Source organism: Paraburkholderia terrae (assembly GCF_002902925.1).
Lineage (GTDB): Bacteria > Pseudomonadota > Gammaproteobacteria > Burkholderiales > Burkholderiaceae > Paraburkholderia > Paraburkholderia terrae.
In genome coordinates this window covers 2578855-2595124 of sequence record NZ_CP026111.1, presented here as the reverse complement: position 1 = coordinate 2595124, position 16270 = coordinate 2578855, and the positions used below count along the sequence as shown (strand labels likewise).

General features: G+C 63.2%; 13 protein-coding genes. 8 read left to right on the top strand and 5 right to left on the bottom strand.

The window, feature by feature from the left end:
- Positions 1-7: 7 nt before the first annotated feature.
- The 3 genes from C2L65_RS11445 to C2L65_RS11435 all read right to left on the bottom strand — a co-directional run bounded on the left by C2L65_RS11445 (position 8) and on the right by C2L65_RS11435 (position 5575).
- Complete coding sequence (locus C2L65_RS11445) at positions 8-1900, bottom strand: adhesin (RefSeq protein ID WP_233446454.1); 1893 nt, start codon at positions 1898-1900, stop codon at positions 8-10.
- Positions 1901-2208: 308 nt separating this feature from the next.
- Positions 2209-4389, bottom strand: a complete 2181-nt coding sequence (gene metG, locus C2L65_RS11440; protein WP_042314861.1) for a methionine--tRNA ligase — start codon at positions 4387-4389, stop codon at positions 2209-2211.
- 535 nt (positions 4390-4924) lie between these two features.
- Positions 4925-5575 (bottom strand): YiaD family glycine zipper/OmpA-like lipoprotein, encoded by a 651-nt coding sequence (locus C2L65_RS11435; protein ID WP_042314862.1) that lies wholly within the window; start codon positions 5573-5575, stop codon positions 4925-4927.
- Between the two features lie 270 nt (positions 5576-5845).
- On the opposite strand from C2L65_RS11435, the gene apbC reads away from it, so the two are divergent.
- The 8 genes from apbC (at position 5846) to C2L65_RS11395 (ending at position 13651) form a co-directional block, all read left to right on the top strand.
- A complete protein-coding gene (apbC, locus tag C2L65_RS11430; RefSeq protein WP_042314870.1) occupies positions 5846-6934 on the top strand; it encodes an iron-sulfur cluster carrier protein ApbC in 1089 nt (362 codons plus the stop codon).
- A 176-nt stretch (positions 6935-7110) separates the two neighbouring features.
- The gene (locus tag C2L65_RS11425) at positions 7111-7644 is read left to right on the top strand and encodes a superoxide dismutase family protein (protein ID WP_042314871.1); all 534 of its coding nucleotides are present in this window, start codon (positions 7111-7113) and stop codon (positions 7642-7644) included.
- A 314-nt stretch (positions 7645-7958) separates the two neighbouring features.
- On the top strand, positions 7959-8528 hold the full coding sequence (gene dcd / locus C2L65_RS11420; protein ID WP_007588601.1) for a dCTP deaminase: 570 nt from the start codon (positions 7959-7961) through the stop codon (positions 8526-8528).
- A gap of 82 nt (positions 8529-8610) precedes the next feature.
- Positions 8611-10893, top strand: a complete 2283-nt coding sequence (locus C2L65_RS11415) for an arginine/lysine/ornithine decarboxylase (protein WP_007738247.1) — start codon at positions 8611-8613, stop codon at positions 10891-10893.
- Positions 10893-11642, top strand: a complete 750-nt coding sequence (locus tag C2L65_RS11410; RefSeq protein WP_042314863.1) for a lysozyme inhibitor LprI family protein — start codon at positions 10893-10895, stop codon at positions 11640-11642. The genes C2L65_RS11415 and C2L65_RS11410 overlap by 1 nt, the downstream gene beginning before the upstream one ends.
- 244 nt (positions 11643-11886) lie before the next feature.
- Entirely contained in the window at positions 11887-12564 is a 678-nt protein-coding gene (locus C2L65_RS11405; protein ID WP_042314872.1) for a CsgG/HfaB family protein, read from the top strand.
- Positions 12565-12608: 44 nt separating this feature from the next.
- Entirely contained in the window at positions 12609-12974 is a 366-nt protein-coding gene (locus C2L65_RS11400) for a DUF4810 domain-containing protein (protein WP_007738260.1), read from the top strand.
- A 2-nt stretch (positions 12975-12976) separates the two neighbouring features.
- Complete coding sequence (locus C2L65_RS11395) at positions 12977-13651, top strand: DUF799 domain-containing protein (protein ID WP_042314873.1); 675 nt, start codon at positions 12977-12979, stop codon at positions 13649-13651.
- A gap of 56 nt (positions 13652-13707) precedes the next feature.
- Here the strand turns inward: C2L65_RS11395 and C2L65_RS11390 are convergent, their stop codons facing one another.
- Positions 13708-14628 carry a bestrophin family protein gene (locus tag C2L65_RS11390; protein WP_042314864.1) on the bottom strand — a complete coding sequence of 307 codons (921 nt, stop codon included), beginning with the start codon at positions 14626-14628 and terminating at the stop codon, positions 13708-13710.
- Between the two features lie 202 nt (positions 14629-14830).
- Positions 14831-16237: an argininosuccinate lyase gene (argH, locus tag C2L65_RS11385; protein WP_042314865.1), complete on the bottom strand. Its 1407-nt coding sequence runs from the start codon at positions 16235-16237 to the stop codon at positions 14831-14833.
- Positions 16238-16270: the final 33 nt, after the last annotated feature.

The following is a 16270-nucleotide window of genomic DNA, read 5'->3' as shown; positions in this document are numbered from 1 at the left end:
CACGTGGTCAGGCTTGAGTCTGCAACTTCACGTGGCCCTGCGCCTGTGCGTTCACGAGTGCCAGCACATTCCGGCCAAACGCTTCGGGCCGCCCCTCGAAAATCCGTTCGACGGCTTTCGTCTCGATCATCTTGCGGCGCAACGCTTCGCGCTCCTCATGCTGCGTGGCAAGCCGCACGGCTGCGCGCACGTATTCGTCGACGGAATGCGTGGTCAGCCAGTCGGGCATGCCCGTGCGTCCGAACAGACCGCTGTCGATATGCTCGAAGACCTCGCGGCCGCACAGGTTGACGCCGGGCAAGCCGAGCGTGAACGCATCGACGATGCCGTTGGTGTTGCCGAACGGGAACGGGCTCACGAACATGTCCATCAGGTTGATCACCCTCAGATAGGCCGGATAGCTCATTCCGCCGTACACCACGACGTTTTCGAGCGGCAGCGCGGCCTCGACCAGACGGCGCACGTACGCGATATCGAGACCTTCGGCCCAGGACGTCATGAAGTGGAAGCCCACCGGGATGCCTGCCGTTTCGATGATGCGGCGGCACGCGTCGAGAAAGCGCGGATTCAGCTTCATGGCGCTCGCCGTCACGGCGATATTGATGAACTCGCCGCGCTTCGGGAGGCTCGGCGTGACGTCGGTGAGCAGTTTGGATGGCACATACGGCTGGCCGTCTTTCGGCAATTGCATCAGCTTTTCGCTGAAGCACGCGGGATCGCCGACGAAGTCTTCCTCGACGCTCACATAGTCGATGCATTCGGCGTGCATCGTCGCGGGATGGCCGAGCGCGGCGATCTGCAGCGGCGCGACGCGCACGTTCGTCATGAAGACCGTATGCGGGAACATGCCGACGCTCGGCATGTACAGCACGGCCGCCTGATTCTCGAGTGCGAAGTCGCGCACCTGCCGGACGATCTCGCCGACATATTCGGGATGTTCGAACGGAATGAAGCGGTCGAACACCGCGCGTCCTGCTTCGTCCACGTGCTGCGCTTCGCCGAACGCAACGACTTCGAAGCGCTCGCGCGCGGCGAGCATCGTGCGCGAATGCGTGCGATAGATCGAGTGGCCGCCGTTGAACCATTCGAGCACGACGACCATCAACGGTTTGCGCTCGCCGCGCGCTGCCGCCGCCTCGGGCGTTGCAACGCGGCCGACTTCGGCTTCGTGTTCGAGCAGGCCGAGCGTGCCCAGCTTCTTGCGCACGAGTCGGCTGATGCCTCGCTTGATCGCGTGCCGGTTCGGCAGGTCGGAATAGCTGCAATGCATGTACGCGCCGCAGACGGCCGGGCCGGCCAGATCGTCGAGATCTTCGATGGTTTCGAGGGCGCTGGGTAGCCATTCGATCAGACGTTCGCGCTTGGCGTGCGCCGCGGGCGAAATCACCACGGCCGAACTGACGACCGACATGCCGAGGCTCGTTGCCAGCACGGGATCGCTCTTTGCCATGTCGGCGAGATCGATGTCGTATTCCGATTCGACGGTGTACAGCACGATTTGCTTTCTGATCAGCGCTTTCGCGACGTCGGCGGTGGGCGCTTCGCCGGCGTCGGCGAGCAGCGCGCGCAGAATGTGGTCCGTGTTGCCATACGCCGACGCGACGAACAGCATGTTGAGGAAATGGCGGGCGGAGAACAGCTGGTTGAACTGCTTTTCGTTCAGCTGGAATTGCGGATCGGAGAGGAGAGCGGTGATCGCGTTCGTGATGCGTTGCAGCGTCCGGGCGCCTTCTTCGCTGGCGGGTTGGGTGGGGTCGGCGAGCGCCAGTTCGACGCCCGGCAGTCTGCTGCGGTTCGAGGCCAATGTGTTGAACAACACGATCAACTCTTCGTTCGCGGCGTCGTGATCGCGCGCAGCAACGAGGGATTCGAACCGGTCGAGGGAGAATTCAGTGCTCATGTCAATGCTCTGTGGAAGCGGCTCGGATTGCGCGAGCGCGTCATGTTCAATGGAAGGCGGAAGGCGCGGCGGCGTGGCTGATGCATCCACCGTGAGGCGCGTGCCGTCTGCGTAAGAGGCCGGCGGCGCACGTCTCATAAAGCGATCTCGATTTTCGAAGAATTCGCTGTGGATGAATCTAGGAGGAGTCTTATTTTGAGAAAGGAACCCGCTGCAAAAGCGCGGTCGTAGGGGCGAAAAAAAGCACGTCGGGAGACGTGCTTTTTGCGTGGGCGCTTGGGCCGCGCCGGAATATTGTGGCTTCGGCTTTACTTGACGCGCATGCCGGGCTTCGCGCCGCTATCCGGTTCGAGCACGTAGATGCCCGGTTCGGCCTTTTCGTCAGCCGCCGATGCCGCGAGCACCATGCCTTCCGACAGCCCGAATTTCATCTTGCGTGGCGCGAGGTTCGCGACCATCACCGTCAGCTTGCCGACCAACTGTTCCGGTTGATACGCGGACTTGATGCCCGAGAACACGTTGCGCGTCTTCTCTTCGCCGACGTCGAGCGTCAGTTGCAGCAGCTTGTCCGAGCCTTCCACCGCGCGGCAGTCGACGATCTTCGCGATGCGCAGATCGATCTTGGCGAAATCGTCGATCGAGATGATGCCGCTGTTGTCGGGCTTCGCCTGCGCGTCGCCGTGCGCGGCAGCAGTCGCTTTCGCGTGCGCCTTGGCCTTGGTCTTGGCATCAGCGGCTTGGGCTTCGGGCGACGCAGTCGGCTGCAGCGAGCCGCGGTTGGCGGCGAGCAGCGCGTCGATCTGCTTCGGGTCGACGCGCGTCATCAGATGCTTGTACGCGTTGATCGCGCGCGCCGAGCTCAGCGGCGTATTCGCATGCGACCACGTCAGCGGCTCGATGCCGAGGAACGATTCGGCCGCTTCGATTACCTTCGGCAGCACGGGCTTGAGCGCCAGCGACAGCAGCCGGAACGCTTCGAGCGACACGCTGCACGTCTCGTGCAGCGCGACGGCATTGGCCGGGTCCTTCGCCTGATCCCACGGCTTGGCTGTATCGACGTACGCGTTGACGGCGTCCGCAAGTTCCATCGTCTGACGCAGCGCGCGGCCGTAGTCGCGTGCTTCGTAATGCGCGGCGATCTGCGGAATGGCAGTGCGCAGCGACGCGAGCAGCGGATGCTGCATCGCGCTGTCCTGCACGCGGCCGTCGAAGCGCTTGATCAGGAAGCCCGCCGCGCGGCTCGCGATGTTCACGTACTTGCCGACGAGGTCGCTGTTTACGCGCGCCTGGAAGTCTTCCAGGTTCAGGTCGATGTCTTCCATCGTGCTGTTCAGCTTGGCCGCGAAGTAGTAGCGCAGCCATTCCGGGTTCATGCCCGTTTCGATCACGCTGTTGGCCGTGATGAAGGTGCCGCGCGACTTTGACATCTTCGCGCCGTCGACGGTCAGGAAGCCGTGCGCGAACACGTTGGTCGGCGTGCGGTGACCCGAGAACTCGAGCATCGCCGGCCAGAACAGCGTGTGGAAATACAGGATGTCCTTGCCGATGAAGTGATACTGCTCGGTCGTCGAGCCCTTCTGCACCCACGCATCGAAATCGAGGCCGCGCTTTTCCGCCAGATTGCGGAAGCTCGCGTAGTAGCCGACGGGCGCGTCCAGCCACACGTAGAAATACTTGCCCGGCGCCCCGGGAATCTCGAAGCCGAAGTAGGGCGCGTCGCGCGAGATGTCCCAGTCGGCGAGCTTCGCTTCGCCCGCGTCGCCGAGCCATTCGCGCATCTTGTTGGTCGCTTCCTGCTGCGCGAGGCCGCCGACCCAGCCGCGCAGGAAATTCTCGCAGCGCGGATCGGACAGCTTGAAGAAGTAGTGCGTCGACGTCTTCTTGACGGGCGTCGCGCCTGACACCACCGAATACGGATTGATCAGCTCGGTTGGCTGATAGGTCGAGCCGCACACTTCGCAGTTGTCGCCGTACTGGTCCTTCGCGTGGCACTTCGGGCACTCGCCCTTGATGAAGCGGTCCGGCAGGAACATTTCCTTGACGGGGTCGTACGCCTGCTCGATGTCGCGCGCTTCGATCAGGCCGGCCGCCTGGAGCGCCGTGTAGATCGATTCGGACAGCACGCGGTTTTCCTCGGAATCCGTCGAGTAGTAGTTGTCGAACGAAATGCCGAAGTTGTCGAAGTCGCGCTTGTGCTCCAGCCACACGCGTTCGATCAGCTGCTTCGGCGTGATGCCTTCCTGCTCAGCCTTCAGCATGATCGGGGTGCCGTGCGTGTCGTCGGCGCCGACGTAGTAGACCTCGTGCCCGTGCATTCGCAGCGCGCGGACCCAGATGTCCGTCTGGATATATTCGACCAGATGGCCGATATGGATTTGCCCGTTCGCGTACGGCAGGGCAGACGTGACGAGGATCTGGCGGCGGCCCTTCGGCGCGCCGGCGGCGGTGAGGTCCGCGGATTGAACCGCGGTGGCGTCGGTTGCTGACATGTGGGTCTATGGACTGGCGGAAGGTACGGGCGGCCGTCACGACGTTTCGGCGTCAGCGGACGGCGCTGTGCCCAGGACCGCATGGACGGGGTGTCCGCTCATGCAGCTCGGGTGTCGAACGCGGCTTCGCGGACTCTCGTCGCGCGCGGAACCGGCCCGAATCGGCGATTTTACCAGTGTGAACTGTTAGCGGCAGCGCGTGGGGAATGATGGCGCCGGGCTTGCGCGCGATGCGAGGAGGAATTTGGAGGCCTCGCCTGCGGAAAGAACGCCAGGGGTTGGCGAAAGACGGGCAAAAGACGGGCAAAAAACAGGCAAAAAAAACCGGGGCTATAGGCCCCGGAACAACAACGACAAGAGGAGAATGGTGACGCGGCGGCATCGCCGCACACGTACCGTAAAGACAGACCGTGGAATTTCACAAGAGTTCGAAAAATTTTTCGATCAGCTTGTGAGACCCGTCCGAGGTTCGCTTCGACGCGCTTGGCGAACTGGCGGGCGGATTCCGACTCTGGTCTGTCCTTCCCCGAAAAACTTATTGCGCGTGCTGCGCCATCGCGCGCAGGTAGATTTCCACGCGGCGGTTCTGCGCGCGGCCTGCTTCGGTGTTGTTGTCGGCGATCGGCTGGTTGGCGCCCATGCCCGAAGCCGCGAGGCGCTGCTGCGCGACGCCGTCTTGCGCGAGCTGGTTCACCACGCTTTGCGCGCGGTTGACGGAGAGCGTCTGGTTGTACGCCGGCTGGCCCGTGCTGTCCGTGTGACCGACGACTTGCGCGACGACTTCCGGGTTCTGGTTCAGCGTTTGCGCAACCTGCGTCAGCACGGGAGCGAACGACGACTTGATCGCGTAGCTGTTCGTGTCGAACGTGACCGAACTCGGGATGTTCAGCTTCAGCGAGCCGTCCGGCTGCTCGGTGATCTGCGTGCCCGTGCCCTTCGTCGCGCCCGACAGCTTGTTCTTGATGTTCTGCCAGTTGTAGCCGGTGACGCCGCCGACAGCCGCGCCAACGCCTGCGCCGATCGCAGCGCCCTTGCCGCCACCGAAGATCGCGCCGAGTGCGGCGCCCGTGCCTGCGCCGACGCCCGTGCCGACGGCCGTGTCCGTGCCTTGTTGGGTCGCGCAGCCGCCGAGCAGCGCACCGACGACAGCCAGTGCCGACAGACGGGTCATGATTTTTGCATTCATTCTGGTTCCTCTCTTTAATTAAACGGTCGACAGTTGCAAGGGCTCGCGAACCGTGCCGACAGCCGGAAAGGGTCTTCCGGCAGGCCCCTGCGCCAGCCACTACAATGACGACTGAGCAGACGACGATTCGGCCCTATTGCAAAACTTGCGCGGCAAGCGTGCCAATGAGACAGGTTTTAGGCAATGCCGGCTAACAATTTCTTTCAATATTTCAGGCGTGTGGCGCAGACTTCGATCGCGCACCTCGCCAAGCGTTCCCACGGAGACTCAATGAGCATCGATCGGGCTTTGGTAGACGCGGCCCTCGCGGCCATCACCGACCCCAACACCCAGAAGCCCTTCGCGGCAGCGAAGAACTTCAAGAACGTCAACGTCGATGGTGCCACGGTCAGCGTCGACGTGGTACTCGGCTATCCGGCCAGGCGTCAGTTCGAAGCGATTCGTGCGCTCGTCGAGAACGCGCTGCGCGCGGTGCCTGGTGTCGGATCGGCGCGCGTGCAAGTGTCGCAGGACATCGCTGCGCATACCGTGCAGCGCGGCGTCAAACTGTTGCCGAACGTGAAGAATATCGTGGCCGTTGCGTCGGGCAAGGGCGGTGTCGGCAAGAGCACGACGGCCGTGAACCTCGCGCTTGCGCTGGCGAGCGAAGGCGCGTCGGTGGGTATTCTGGATGCCGACATCTACGGCCCGTCGCTGCCGATGATGCTCGGCATCGAAGGCCGCCCCGAGTCGCCCGACGGCCAGTCGATGAACCCGATGGCGGGCCACGGCGTGCAGGCGAACTCGATCGGCTTTCTGGTCGAACAGGACAACCCGATGGTGTGGCGCGGCCCGATGGCCACGTCCGCGCTCGAGCAGTTGCTGCGTCAGACCAACTGGAAAGATCTCGACTACCTGATCGTCGACATGCCGCCAGGCACGGGTGATATCCAGCTCACGCTGTCGCAGCGCGTGCCCGTGACGGGTGCCGTGATCGTCACGACGCCGCAGGACATCGCGTTGCTCGATGCGAAGAAGGGCTTGAAGATGTTCGAGAAGGTGGGCATTCCGATTCTCGGCATCGTCGAGAACATGGGCCTGCACATCTGCTCGAACTGCGGCCACGAAGAGCATATCTTCGGGACGGGCGGGGCGGAGCGCATGTCGAAGGAATATGGCGTCGACGTGCTCGGCAGCCTGCCGCTCGACATCGCGATCCGCGAACAGGCCGACTCGGGCACACCGACGGTGGCAGCGGATCCGGACGGCCGCATCGCGGAGATCTATCGGACGATTGCGCGCAAGGTCGCGATTCATATCGCCGAGCGCTCGCGCGACATGAGCTCGAAGTTCCCGACCATCGTCGTGCAGAACACATAAGGCGCGAAATGCCCCAGTCTGGTAGTCGGCGCGGGGCAACTGAACAACGGGTCGAACAACTCTTCAGGAGCGGGGAGAAAGGGGTCTGAATGCGGCCCCGCTCGCGGTATCATGTCGGCTTCATCAGGTCCGGCAACGCGGTCGCGGGGGCGGCCGGCGCTCGACAAGAGGATCGCATGAGAAAACGAATCGGCGGCGAGGCGATCAAGACCATCGTCGTCCTGGCTGCGACCAGCGCCCTGTTGTCAGGGTGCATGGGCTTCATGAAGCCACAGGAGAAACGCGCTGACGCGCAACTGCTGCCGACGCTGGGCAACCAGGCGCGCGGCATGGTCACGTTCATCGAGCGTTCGGACGGTGTTCAGGTTACCTACAACCTCACGGGCTTGCCGCCGAACAGCGATCACGCGCTGCAGGTGCACGAACGCGGCGATTGCAATTCCGCCGACGGCGCCGGCGCGGGCGCCGTGTTCGCGCCAGCTGCGGAGCGTCTGAAGTCGGGCTCGCGCGTCGAGGGCGATCTCGGCAATATCCACGCGGACGCGGCGGGCGTGGCGGCGGGCTTCATCGTGGCGCCCGATGTCTCGCTCGACGGCGTGCGTTCCGTGCTGCAGCGCGCCGTGCTGGTCCACCGCGAAGCGTCCGATCCCTACGCGTATCCGCAACACGGCGCCGGCCCCGCGCTTGCGTGCGGGCTGATCCGCCAGTAAGCAGCACCGTTCACCCGCCGCAGCTCGCACTGCATCGCCACCGCCTTTTGTCCGCCAATCGTTTGCGCGGTATGCAAACGCCCGCTCTTCCGCCTGTTCCGCTTCAATTCCTGCCGTTATCCGTGTTGCATCGTCGATGGCTGTCAAGCCGGCGCGCGCTATTGCGCGGCACGTCCGCGCACACGATTCAGCTCGCATCGGGCACGCCCGCCATGTTCGCGTAAAATAAGCGCCTTTCGTCCGGCGGCGCGCGTTGCGAAAGCGGCGCGCAAGCGTCAGCCGGCCCGATTTCACCCCGTCAGCAGCGTGTACCTATGAGCATCAAATCCGACAAGTGGATCCGGCGTATGGCCGCCGAGCACAAGATGATCGAGCCGTTCGCGCCAGGCCAGGTGCGCGTGACGGAAGACGGTCGCAAGATTGTCAGCTACGGCACCTCGAGCTACGGCTACGACATCCGCTGCGCCGACGAATTCAAGATCTTCACGAACATCAACTCGACCATCGTCGATCCGAAGAACTTTGACGAGAAATCGTTTGTCGATTTCAAGGGCGACGTCTGCATCATTCCGCCGAACTCGTTCGCGCTCGCGCGCACGGTCGAGTATTTCCGCATTCCGCGCAGCGTGCTGACGGTTTGCCTCGGCAAATCGACGTATGCGCGCTGCGGCATCATCGTCAACGTGACGCCGTTCGAGCCGGAATGGGAAGGGCACGTTACGCTCGAATTCTCAAATACGACACCTTTGCCTGCGAAAATCTACGCGAACGAAGGCGTTGCGCAGGTGCTGTTCTTTGAAAGCGACGAAATTTGCGACGTGTCGTACGCGGATCGCGGCGGCAAATATCAAGGACAGCATGGCGTGACGTTACCGAAGACGTAACGCAACCGCGCATTGAATCACCAGCTATCCGGGTGACCGCTGCGCATCAGAAGCAGCGGTCGTTCTTTTTGGAGAATCGCACATGAAGTTTCGTTTTCCCGTCGTCATCATCGACGAGGACTTCCGCTCCGAGAACATCTCGGGTTCCGGCATCCGGGCGCTCGCCGAGGCTATCGAGAAAGAAGGCGCGGAAGTGCTGGGTCTCACGAGCTATGGCGATCTGACGTCGTTCGCGCAGCAGTCGAGCCGCGCGTCGTGCTTCATCCTGTCGATCGACGACGACGAACTGCTGCCCTACGTCGAGAACGGCGACGGTGAAAAGCCCGACGTCGCGCCCGCGATCCTCGATCTGCGCGCGTTCGTCGAGGCCGTGCGCAAGCGCAATGCGGACATCCCCATCTTCCTGTACGGCGAAACGCGCACCTCGCGCCATCTGCCGAACGACATCCTGCGCGAACTGCATGGCTTCATCCACATGTTCGAGGACACGCCGGAGTTCGTCGCGCGGCACATCATCCGCGAGGCGAAGGTGTATCTGGATTCGCTCGCGCCGCCGTTCTTCAAGGAACTGGTGCAGTACGCGGACGAAGGCTCGTACTCGTGGCACTGCCCGGGCCATTCGGGCGGCGTCGCGTTCCTGAAGAACCCGCTCGGCCAGATGTTCCACCAGTTCTTCGGCGAGAACATGCTGCGCGCGGACGTCTGCAATGCCGTCGACGAACTCGGCCAGCTGCTCGATCACACGGGCCCCGTCGCGGCGTCGGAACGCAACGCGGCGCGCATCTTCAGCGCCGACCATCTGTTCTTCGTGACGAACGGCACGTCCACGTCGAACAAGATCGTCTGGCACGCAACAGTAGCGCCGGGCGACATCGTGCTGGTGGACCGCAACTGCCACAAGTCGATCCTCCACGCGATCACGATGACGCACGCGATCCCCGTGTTCCTGACGCCGACGCGCAATCATTTCGGCATCATCGGCCCGATTCCGCGCGACGAGTTCAAGCCGGAAAACATCCGCAAGAAGATCGAGGCGAATCCGTTCGCGCGCGAGGCGCTGGCGAAGAACCCGAACCTGAAGCCGCGCATCCTGACGATCACGCAGAGCACGTACGACGGCGTGATCTACAACGTCGAAATGATCAAGGATCTGCTCGGCGATCTGCTCGACACGCTGCACTTCGACGAAGCGTGGCTGCCGCACGCCGAGTTCCACGAGTTCTATCAGGACATGCACGCAATCGGCGCGGGTCGCCCGCGCACGGGCGCGCTGGTGTTCGCGACGCACTCCACGCACAAGCTGCTCGCGGGCATTTCGCAGGCATCGCAGATTGTCGTGCAGGACAGCGAGAACAGCACGTTCGACCGCCACCGCTTCAACGAGGCGTATCTGATGCATACGTCGACGAGCCCGCAGTACGCGATCATCGCGTCGTGCGACGTGGCGGCGGCGATGATGGAGCCGCCGGGCGGCACGGCGCTGGTCGAGGAATCGATTGCCGAGGCGCTCGATTTCCGCCGCGCGATGCGCAAGGTCGACGCCGAATACGGGGACGACTGGTTCTTCAAGGTCTGGGGCCCGGAAGAGCTCGCGGAAGAGGGCATCGGCTCGCGCGACGACTGGATGCTGCGTCCGAACGACCGCTGGCACGGCTTCGGCCCGCTCGCGGACGGCTTCAACATGCTCGACCCGATCAAGGCGACGATCATCACGCCGGGGCTCGACGTGGACGGCGAATTCGGCGAGACGGGCATTCCCGCCGCGATCGTCACGAAGTATCTGGCAGAGCACGGCATCATTGTCGAGAAGACGGGCCTGTACTCGTTCTTCATCATGTTCACGATCGGCATCACGAAGGGCCGTTGGAACTCGATGGTCACGGAACTCCAGCAGTTCAAGGACGACTACGACAACAACCAGCCGCTGTGGCGCGTGCTGCCCGAGTTCGTCGCGCAGCATCCCGCGTACGAGCGCATCGGCCTGCGCGATCTGTGCGAGCAGATCCACAGCGTCTATCGCGCGAACGACATCGCGCGTCTGACGACGGAGATGTACCTGTCGAGCATGGAGCCTGCCATGAAGCCGTCCGACGCCTTCGCGAAGCTCGCACACCGCGAGATCGATCGCGTGCCCATCGACGAACTCGAAGGCCGCGTCACGTCGATCCTGCTGACGCCGTACCCGCCGGGCATTCCGCTGCTGATTCCGGGCGAGCGCTTCAACCGGACCATCGTCAACTACCTGCGTTTCGCGCGCGAGTTCAACGAGCGCTTCCCGGGCTTCCATACGGATATCCACGGGCTGGTCGGCGAGACGATCAACGGGCGCATCGAGTACTTCGTCGATTGCGTGCGCGATTCGTAATGATGAAGACGGCACTGCGCTTCGGGTTGTGGGGTCGTGAGCGCGTCGGCGCGCCGGCGGCGTTGGGCGCGTTCGCGTCGGCAATGACGCTGGCGAGCGCGCTGATGTTTGCACCCGGCGCGGCGCATGCCGAAGTCGCCGCCGCCGATCCCATCGACGCATCGATGCGCACGTGTCTTGCGCGCGCCGACATGTCGTCGGCGGTCGGCCAGGTGCAGTGCATGGACACGGCGCGGCTCGCGTGGCAGGCGTCGATGGACCAGTCGTTCCAGCAGTTGCTATCGAAAGCACCTGACGCACAGAGCAAGAAGTGGGAAGAGAGTCAGAAGCGCTGGAAGGCCTGGCGCGAAGCGGACGGCAAGTTGCTGGCCGACATACTCGCCACGACGCGCGGCACGTCGTACCAGCTCGCGGTCGCCGACATGCAGTTGCAGCCGGTGCGCGACCGCGCGCTCGCGCTGCGTGCGGCGGCGATGGACGCCGGCAAGCAGGACCCGAAGAAGCGCCCGCGCGCCTGCTCGTTCGACGCGCAGTGCGAGCACGCCATGTTCGACCTGAACCGCTATTACCGGCGTCTGCATGCGAAGCTGCCTTCGCATACGCGGCCGGTGCTGTCTCGCGCGCAACGCGCGTGGACGGCCTACCGCGACGCGACCGTCCCGCTGATGGACGCGCGCTCGCAAGTCGATATCATCGGTGCGCGCGTCGCCCAGCTCAAACGCATGGGCGACACGGCCGGCAACGACTGAGCCGGATCTTTTTCTAAAAACTTTTCGAGCAGCTAAGTGCTTCTCGCATCACGCATGTTCTATGCGCAGTGAATCAGATCACACTGCGCCCATTCCCATTTAGTGACACTTTTTTAAAGTTGCGCTTACAAGTGCCGTTATCTTACGTTGCGTTACCAGAGCGTCGGATAGAAGCACGGCACGCAGCACGCCCGATTCAGAAGGCCCCTGGAGCGCCAGCCATTCTTTGATCGGGATCACTATCTTGAAGATATCCAAACCCTCCGCGTTGCTCGTCGCCACGTTCGTTGCCGCGGCACTGAGCGGATGCGCGACGGAGGCGTCGCGCTCGCTGCCGACGCCCGAAGTCAGTAGCGCACACGTCCCTTATGCCGGCAAGCCGGTACTCGTCGCCGTCGGCAAGTTCGACAACCGCTCGAGCTATATGCGCGGCATCTTCTCCGACGGCATCGACCGTGTCGGCAGCCAGGCGAAGACCATCCTCGTCACCACGCTGCAGCAGAGCCGCCGCTTCTCCGTGCTCGAACGCGACAACTTGGGCGAAATCAAACAGGAAGCCGCAATCGCCAACAAGGCGCAGAAGCTCAAGGGTGCGAACTATGTGATCACGGGCGACGTGACCGAGTTCGGCCGCAAGGAAGTCGGCGATCAGCAACTGTTCGGCATTCTGGGCCGCGGCAAGAGCCAGGTCGCGTATGCAAAGGTCAGCCTGAACATCGTCGACACGACGACCTCCGAGGTGATCGCTTCGAGCCAGGGCGCCGGTGAATACAGCCTGTCGAACCGCGAGATCATCGGCTTTGGCGGCACCGCGTCGTACGACTCCACGCTCAACGGCAAGGTGCTCGATCTCGCGATCAAGGAAGCCGTCAATCACCTCGTCGAGCAGGTCGACGCGGGCGCGTTGCAGGCCGCGAACTAACAGGCCGCGAACCAACGCTTCAACACATCACATCCAATAAGACCATGTTGAAAAGAACAAATATGCTGACGGGCATCGCGCTGCCCGTCGCGGCAGCGTGCGCGCTGCTGTCGGGGTGCGCGAACACGAAGAGCGTTTCGCTGTATCAGTGGGATGGCTATCAGCCGCAGGTGTACGAATACTTCAAGGGGCAAAAGAGTCCGCTCGAACAGATTGATGCGCTCGAAAAGGCGCGTCAGCAGATTCTTGCAAAGGGCGCATCGGCGCCGCCGGGCTTCCATGCGCATCTCGGGATGCTGTACGCGACCGTCGGCAAGGACCAGGAAGCGAAGCAGGAACTGCTCGCGGAGAAGCAGTCGTTTCCTGAATCGTCGACCTACATGGACTTTCTGCTGAGCAAATTCCAATGACCATGACCCGCTTTCTCTCACTGAAACTGATCGCCGCGCTGTCTGTCCTGTTCACGTTGACGGCGTGCGTGACGCATGCGCCCCGCCAGGTTGACTACACCGCGTTCCGCAACAGCAAGCCGAGCACGATTCTCGTGCTGCCGCCCATCAACGACACGGCGGACGTGAATGCGACGTACGGCATGCTGTCGCAGATGACGATGCCGATCGCGGAAGGCGGCTATTACGTGGTGCCTGTCGTCGAGATGGAAGAGACGTTCAAGCACAACGGCCTGACCACGCCGACCGACATCCAGGCCGTCGCGCCCGACAAGCTGCGCAGCATCTTCGGCGCGGACGCCGCGGTGTACACGAAGATCACGCAGTACGGTTCGAAATACACGATCATCGACAGCACGACGGTGGTGTCGGCAACCGCGAAGCTCGTCGATCTGCGCTCGGGCGACACGCTCTGGCAAGGTTCGGCAAGCGCGACGGGCAAGGAACTGGGCGGCAACGTGAACGTCGGTGGCGGGCTGATCGGCGCGCTGGTGCAGGCGGCCGTCAAGCAGGTCGCGCATACGTTGAGCGACGAGTCGCACGACGTGGCGGGGTTGACGAGCCGCAAGCTGCTGTCGAGTGGCGGCGCGGATGGTCTGCTGTATGGTCCGCGTTCGCCGAAGTACGGCACGGACTGATGTTGTTGTGAGGAACGCGCGCCGTTTATGTTCGGCGCGCGTGTCTCGCTCACGCTTCAGGTGAGCAGATAACCATCTTTCGCAGCGGTTTTCTGCAACGAAGGCTGCGCGAGCAGGTCGCGCGCGGCGTCTTCGATGAAAGCGGACAGCGCATCGAGCGCGAGGTCGTTGTCGTCGGTGCCGAACGGCTCTTCGATCTGCGATGCGATCGCGTCGAGCGCCATGAACGTGTACGCGACGAATACCGAGAAGATCGGCGTGAACACGCCGACCGTTTCCACCAGCCCGAATGGCAGCGCCGCACAGAAGAAGTACACGGTGCGGTGAATCATCACCGAATACGCGAACGGCAGCGGCGTCGACAGGATCCGCTCGCAGCCGCCGACCACATCCGACAGCCCGTTCAGATTGCGATCGATAGCCTGGACCGTCCATGCGTCGAGCTTGCCGTCGCGCGCCTGGCGCTGCGTCCATTCGCCGAGCCAGAGCATGATCGTCGCGGGCCGATAGCGCGACATCATGACGCGCTCGAAGAGCGGCTTGTCGAGTCTCGTCGACAGATCTTCCGATGGGTCCGTGCATCTCAACTGATGCCGCAGCGCGTGCGCGAAGGCGCACAAGGCTTGCACGAAGGCCTGCGTTTCGCTCGGGTCGATATGAGCGCTCGGAAGCGTCAACACCTGGCGCGTGAGCGAGCGCGTCTCGTTGAGCAGGGAGCCCCAGAGCTTGCGGGCTTCCCAGTAGCGGTCATAGCTCGCGCTGTTGCGAAAGCCGAGGAAGATCGCGAGCGCAATGCCGATCAGCGAGAACGGCGTGGTGGTCATGTTGATGCTGATCTTCAGCAGGTGAACATGAACGCCAAGCGCGACGAGTGAAATGAGCAGAATGACGCACAGGCGCGGCAACAGTTCGGGAAGCACCGAACCGCGCCACGCGAGCAGCATGCGGAACCAGCGGAGTTGAGGGCGGATGATCATGACAGTACACAATGAAAGCCGATGGTTGCCGTGATAGTAGCCGACGACGACGCAGCACAACGGCAGGCGAGGTGAGAGCGGCCCATTGTCCCCTCGATGCAGCGAAGGCGCACGAGCCAGAAGCCGCAGGCAACGCGTGCGAAAACAAAAAAGGCGAACCCTCGCCAGAGAGTCCGCCTTTCAGCAGCCGAATGGAAGCGGCCTAGCCGAGCGCAGACCGCGCAGCGGCAACGGCGGCCCGCACCTGATCCGGCGCGGTGCCGCCCGGATGATTGCGGCTCGCCACCGATCCTTCGAGCGTCAGATAGCCGAACACATCGTCGCCCAGCAACGAGGCGACGTTCGGCAATTCGGCTTTCATTTCTTCGAGCGACAGATCGGCCAGATCGCAGCCGCGCAGTTCGCAGACACGCACCGCATGGGCGACGGCTTCGTGCGCGTCACGGAACGGCAGGCCGCGCTTGACGAGGTAGTCGGCGAGATCGGTTGCCGTCGAGAAGCCCTGCAGCGCAGCCGCGCGCATGTTGTCCGCCTTCACCGTGATGCCCGCGACCATCTCTGCGAAGATGCGCAGCGTATCGGCGACGGTATCGACGGTATCGAACAGCGGTTCCTTGTCTTCCTGATTGTCCTTGTTGTACGCGAGCGGCTGGCCCTTCATCAGCGTGAGCAGCGCCATCAGGTGGCCGTTCACGCGGCCCGTCTTGCCGCGCGCCAGTTCGGGCACGTCCGGGTTCTTCTTCTGCGGCATGATCGACGAGCCGGTGCAGAAGCGGTCGGCGATGTCGATGAAGCCGACGCGCGGGCTCATCCACAGCACGAGTTCTTCGGAGAAGCGCGACACGTGTGTCATCACGAGCGCCGATGCTGCCGTGAATTCGATGGCGAAGTCGCGGTCGGACACGGCGTCGAGCGAGTTCGCGCAGATGCCGTCGAAGCCGAGCGTCTTCGCGACGGCGTGACGGTCGATCGGATAGCTCGTGCCCGCGAGCGCCGCTGCGCCGAGCGGCAGACGGTTCACGCGCTTGCGGCAGTCCACCATGCGTTCGGCGTCGCGCGAGAACATTTCGACGTAAGCGAGCAGGTGATGGCCGAACGTCACGGGCTGCGCGACCTGCAGGTGCGTGAAGCCCGGCATGATCGTGCCGGCGTTCTGGTCGGCGAGGTCGAGGAGCGCCACGCGCAGATCCTTCAGCAGATCACCGATACGGTCGATTTCGCCGCGCAGCCACAGGCGGATGTCGGTCGCGACCTGGTCGTTGCGCGAGCGGCCCGTGTGCAGGCGCTTGCCGGCATCGCCGATCAGGGCGGTCAGGCGCGCTTCGATGTTCAGGTGGACGTCTTCGAGATCGAGTTGCCATTCGAACTCGCCGCGCTCGATTTCACCCTTGATCTGCGCCATACCGCGCTGGATTGCCGCGAGGTCGTCGGCGCTGATGATCTTTTGCGCGGCCAGCATCGACGCGTGCGCAAGCGAGCCTTCGATATCGACGAACGCCAGACGCTTGTCGAAGAAGACCGACGACGTGTAGCGCTTGACGAGTTCCGACATCGGCTCGGAGAAGCGAGCCGACCAGGCTTCGCCTTTTTTATGCAGTTGGGACGTCATGGTGATGGGCAGTTTGCGAGGTGAAGACGCTGA

Excerpts from the sequence above, each read along its gene's own strand:
- C2L65_RS11445 (WP_233446454.1), bottom strand. The coding sequence starts at position 1,900 with ATGAGCACTGAATTCTCCCTCGACCGGTTCGAATCCCTCGTTGCTGCG.
- metG (WP_042314861.1), bottom strand. The coding sequence starts at position 4,389 with ATGTCAGCAACCGACGCCACCGCGGTTCAATCCGCGGACCTCACCGCC.
- C2L65_RS11435 (WP_042314862.1), bottom strand. The coding sequence starts at position 5,575 with ATGAATGCAAAAATCATGACCCGTCTGTCGGCACTGGCTGTCGTCGGT.
- apbC (WP_042314870.1), top strand. The coding sequence starts at position 5,846 with ATGAGCATCGATCGGGCTTTGGTAGACGCGGCCCTCGCGGCCATCACC.
- C2L65_RS11425 (WP_042314871.1), top strand. The coding sequence starts at position 7,111 with ATGAGAAAACGAATCGGCGGCGAGGCGATCAAGACCATCGTCGTCCTG.
- dcd (WP_007588601.1), top strand. The coding sequence starts at position 7,959 with ATGAGCATCAAATCCGACAAGTGGATCCGGCGTATGGCCGCCGAGCAC.
- C2L65_RS11415 (WP_007738247.1), top strand. The coding sequence starts at position 8,611 with ATGAAGTTTCGTTTTCCCGTCGTCATCATCGACGAGGACTTCCGCTCC.
- C2L65_RS11410 (WP_042314863.1), top strand. The coding sequence starts at position 10,893 with ATGATGAAGACGGCACTGCGCTTCGGGTTGTGGGGTCGTGAGCGCGTC.
- C2L65_RS11400 (WP_007738260.1), top strand. The coding sequence starts at position 12,609 with ATGTTGAAAAGAACAAATATGCTGACGGGCATCGCGCTGCCCGTCGCG.
- C2L65_RS11395 (WP_042314873.1), top strand. The coding sequence starts at position 12,977 with ATGACCCGCTTTCTCTCACTGAAACTGATCGCCGCGCTGTCTGTCCTG.
- C2L65_RS11390 (WP_042314864.1), bottom strand. The coding sequence starts at position 14,628 with ATGATCATCCGCCCTCAACTCCGCTGGTTCCGCATGCTGCTCGCGTGG.
- argH (WP_042314865.1), bottom strand. The coding sequence starts at position 16,237 with ATGACGTCCCAACTGCATAAAAAAGGCGAAGCCTGGTCGGCTCGCTTC.